This is a genomic window from Yoonia sp. (assembly GCF_036007805.1).
Taxonomy (GTDB): Bacteria; Pseudomonadota; Alphaproteobacteria; order Rhodobacterales; family Rhodobacteraceae; genus Yoonia.
Genome location: NZ_DASYOK010000285.1, coordinates 1 through 3,510 on the forward strand (window position 1 = coordinate 1; position 3,510 = coordinate 3,510).

The window sequence follows — 3,510 nt, forward strand, 5'->3', positions numbered from 1 at the left end:
GGGGGGGGGGGGGGGCAACAGTCGTTCGCAGTTTCATTCTTGTGTTGCAGGTATCCACAGAAGCGGATGTTCACCTCAGGCTGGTAGCGAGTGCACTATCGGCCGTGTCATCAGCACTTTCAGGCTGTCCAGCAAGGCCTCTCTCTGCAGATTGCGGTCGGTGCTGACGACACGGCTCTGGCGATCCTCGCCAGCCGAGGGGCAAGGCGGATAGGTAGGTCGATGGTGTGCTGGACGCAATGGATCACAAAGGGCGTGTCAAAACTGTCGGCCCAGATCACCGCCTTGAGGCGCAGGATGTCGGGGCCGCGGGCGGCGATCTGGGTTTCGATCCAGATGTCCAGCATCATCGTCGTCACTGAACGGCCCCTGACCTGCGGAAAATGGCGCAGCGTTGAGGTTCTGGCATACCCTGTCACCTTCTCCCCGCACCCGGAGCACATCGGGGCTGCACGGCGCGCCTATAACGATTGGTTGCGCGCACCGGACTGGAACCGTGACGGGCTGATCGCAGACGGAACGCTGCGGAAAGTTGCGATGTCCCGCATCATGCCGAAAATGAGCCCATCGTAACGCCCAGGTCAGATACTGCGCAAATCTTTCAACTAAACGCTGTTGGTGCGTCAGCTGCCGAGGAATGATGAGGTCTGCCGGACCGCACGATCGGTAGCACGACAGCCAAGTTGACGAGTGCAATCCCAACCGGAAGCAGCAAAGGCCCAAAATGTTGGTCAACCAACAGGCTCCAAGCAGCAAACAGCAAAACTGCGCCGGATGCGAGCACCCCGACCCAGGAAGCCACCCATTGCAGTCGACTTGGCCCAATCACAAACCGCGTTGTTGGCGAGACACATGCGACGCGGTGCAGCAACGATTTCACGAAATCATCGATCTCCGTGGCTGCCGCGGCTTCAGGCACAGATCTGAAAGTTGTTGTCGCGCCTTCCGATGTTTTGACACTGAGAACAGCCCGCCCCGATCCACGTCGATCAAAGCGGATTTCAGCGAACGCATCATAGCCGATCCGTGAGCTGTGGCTATCGCGCAGGATTTCCAAGCCAGCCTCAGCTATGCGGCATGTCACGATACGATTTGGAAACCCAGTTCTCGCACTAATTTCATCGTTTTGCATATCTGCCATCAGAGGATCATCCTCGAAACACCCGTTTTCTTGTAACCCGACCAGCACTGCAGACCAAGGGCATCCGCATCACGGTCTTTGTGGGCATTTTGGCCACCTTAGACGACCTGCCCTATTGACCTTTCTTACCGGTGAAGGAGAGTGGGGTCAAAAGGGATAAAACATGGCATACGAAAGAAAACTACGCTCACGGCAGCCAGTGAACCGCAGGGGGGCTATGCTCGGCCCAGTCATCTTGGCTGGTACTCTCACGATGGGAGCGTCCGCGCTAGCGGAACCGGTGTTCTCCCCGGAGGCTACGGAGACCTGTGTCAGCGAGGCCCATGCGACCTCTCCTGGGCTTTCGGGCCATGCGGTTCTGGACTGTGTTGGTCGCGCGGCGGTGGCCTGTATGATGACACCCGGCGGTGACACGACCATCGGGATGATGGAGTGCCTTGATGGCGAGCGTGGCTATTGGGACGGGCGACTCAGTGCGGCTTTCGCTGGGCGCGTGGCGATAGCAAAGGAACAGGACGCCGAGATGCGCGAGCTCGGGTCGGCAGCCGCCTCGATAGAAGAGAGCCTTCGCGCCATGCACCAGGCATGGATCGCGTTCCGTAACGCATCATGTCTCTACGAGCAGGCGCAATGGATGGGCGGCACAGGCGGTGGACCTGGCACCATGGCATGCCACATGCAGGAGACCGCACGGCAAGCCCTGAAACTGGAAGGGTGGTGGGGGCAATGATCCGCGCAGCGATCACCACCGCGATTATTGCGGTCATGTCCCCGGCCATCGGGCACGCCAATGGCAGCAGCCTGCCGGCGATGCCTGATTGGCAAACGGATGCTCACAACTGCTCATGGCACTGGCGCGATGGCGGCAACACCGGGCTCTGGGCTGAAACCTGCCGCTTCAACGGCGCCATATGGCAAGTCATGTGGGATGACGACATCGCGGCATTCGTGACCAAGAATGACGACACTGTCATCGGCCTTGCGGTGCAGGCATTTACCCTCTCCAGCGGAGCAAGCATTGCTGCGCTCAGCGAAACACTTGTCGATGCAGGATCTCTGGATGCAAACCACGCCTGCATCTGGCAGGCCATTGCCCTTCGCCCGGCACCGCGCACCATGGCCTTCCACGTTCTCACACCCATGGGTCAGGCCGCGCTCAGCCCCACGGTTTCAGGGGACATTCCTGACCCAGCCTGCGGGCCCTACGGTGCCTCTACCCACGGCGTCCGTTACTTCATGACTGACATGCGCTGGCCAGATCGCGTGATCTTCGTCGAAGAGGGTCAGGAACGCCCGATGTTTGACCCTGCCAGTATTACCGCCCTGCCGTAAGCGTTACGCCTGTTCAGGGAGCGAATTCCAAGATATCAAACTCAGACTCGAACAAGGGTGCGGGGAATTCAAGCCGCATGCGCCCATCATCGAGTCGGGTCAAAACCGCCATCTGGTTGCGCGCAGGGTCATCACCGAACCAGATCGGCGCCTCATACGCGTAATGCATTGCCCCCAGATACAGCAGCCTTTCCTGCGGCAAGTCATAAAGCCTCCCCATGCTGCGCTGGGAGCCATCGGTCTTCTGGATCACCCATCCGGCACCATCATCGAATATCCGGCAAGAAAACCAGCCATACACTGTGAGCCCCGGATCTCCGCCGAGCTTGATGTAACGGCAGCGCCAATCACCACTCGGATCATAGCCGCCATCGAAGGACAGGACGTTACTTGCAAGAACCTGCCGGAGCACCCTGGTAGTCACTTCATCCGAAACGTCCATCGCGGTAGCGATTGCGGCCTCACGGTGGGCGTCGAACTCTTCAAGGATCCGTGTATCCTCTTCTGACATCAGGCCGACAATTGCACCATCCGCAAGCGTGGGCATCGCCAAACTACAGATTGCGAGCGTGAATGACACAGCGGCAGACAATACCAATTTCGTCATGGGCTCGCGTACTCCATCTCGTTCCCCTGTTTCAATGTGCCGCGTGACTGAGCCCGACACAAGGGCGGTTATCCGACCAAGGTGAAAAGTTGGGCCTGGGTAGGAGACGTGCCATCGCTTGCCGCCAGCGGCGCAGATCAGGCGATCCTTTGGCCTTTCGATGGCGTCAAGGGCGCTGTGGGCCGTTTGCCGCTGCAACTGCGCTGGTCGGTGGCCGCTTCGGTGAATGCTGCCCAACATGCTGATCGGCGGCTATTAGCTGTCACCGTCGCCCAAGCCGTCCCAATCTCGCCAGCTGCGCCAGCATTTTTGACCCTGAGTCTGTGGATCCTGTGCCGCCTGTGGAACCCGTTTGCCCTATGCCTTGCCTCGCCGGCATCTGCTGCACGCCAAAGAACTGCCGCGCCCTGAGGGCTGCGTATTCCGCGCC

At 59.6% G+C, this 3,510-nt stretch carries 7 protein-coding genes; 4 read left to right on the forward strand and 3 right to left on the reverse strand.

Annotated features, from left to right (window positions below):
• Positions 1–119 precede the first annotated feature (119 nt).
• Positions 120–350, reverse strand: coding sequence for a CobW C-terminal domain-containing protein (locus VGP75_RS20640; RefSeq protein WP_414727812.1), 231 nt, complete (start codon positions 348–350; stop codon positions 120–122).
• Between VGP75_RS20640 and VGP75_RS15145 the strand changes: the two genes are divergently transcribed.
• On the forward strand, positions 256–573 hold the full coding sequence (locus VGP75_RS15145; RefSeq protein ID WP_327544457.1) for a hypothetical protein: 318 nt from the start codon (positions 256–258) through the stop codon (positions 571–573). The genes VGP75_RS20640 and VGP75_RS15145 overlap by 95 nt on opposite strands.
• 28 nt (positions 574–601) lie before the next feature.
• Here VGP75_RS15145 and VGP75_RS15150 read toward each other — a convergent pair whose 3' ends face one another.
• Complete coding sequence (locus VGP75_RS15150) at positions 602–1,141, reverse strand: hypothetical protein (RefSeq protein WP_327544458.1); 540 nt, start codon at positions 1,139–1,141, stop codon at positions 602–604.
• 163 nt (positions 1,142–1,304) lie between these two features.
• On the opposite strand from VGP75_RS15150, the gene VGP75_RS15155 reads away from it, so the two are divergent.
• A complete protein-coding gene (locus VGP75_RS15155) occupies positions 1,305–1,871 on the forward strand; it encodes a lysozyme inhibitor LprI family protein (protein WP_327544459.1) in 567 nt (188 codons plus the stop codon).
• Entirely contained in the window at positions 1,868–2,473 is a 606-nt protein-coding gene (locus tag VGP75_RS15160) for a hypothetical protein (protein ID WP_327544460.1), read from the forward strand. The genes VGP75_RS15155 and VGP75_RS15160 overlap by 4 nt, the downstream gene beginning before the upstream one ends.
• 13 nt (positions 2,474–2,486) lie before the next feature.
• On the opposite strand, the gene VGP75_RS15165 is transcribed toward VGP75_RS15160, so the two are convergent.
• Positions 2,487–3,080, reverse strand: a complete 594-nt coding sequence (locus tag VGP75_RS15165; protein WP_327544461.1) for a DUF4893 domain-containing protein — start codon at positions 3,078–3,080, stop codon at positions 2,487–2,489.
• Positions 3,081–3,188: 108 nt separating this feature from the next.
• On the opposite strand from VGP75_RS15165, the gene VGP75_RS15170 reads away from it, so the two are divergent.
• Positions 3,189–3,491, forward strand: a complete 303-nt coding sequence (locus VGP75_RS15170) for a hypothetical protein (RefSeq protein ID WP_327544462.1) — start codon at positions 3,189–3,191, stop codon at positions 3,489–3,491.
• Positions 3,492–3,510 lie beyond the last annotated feature (19 nt).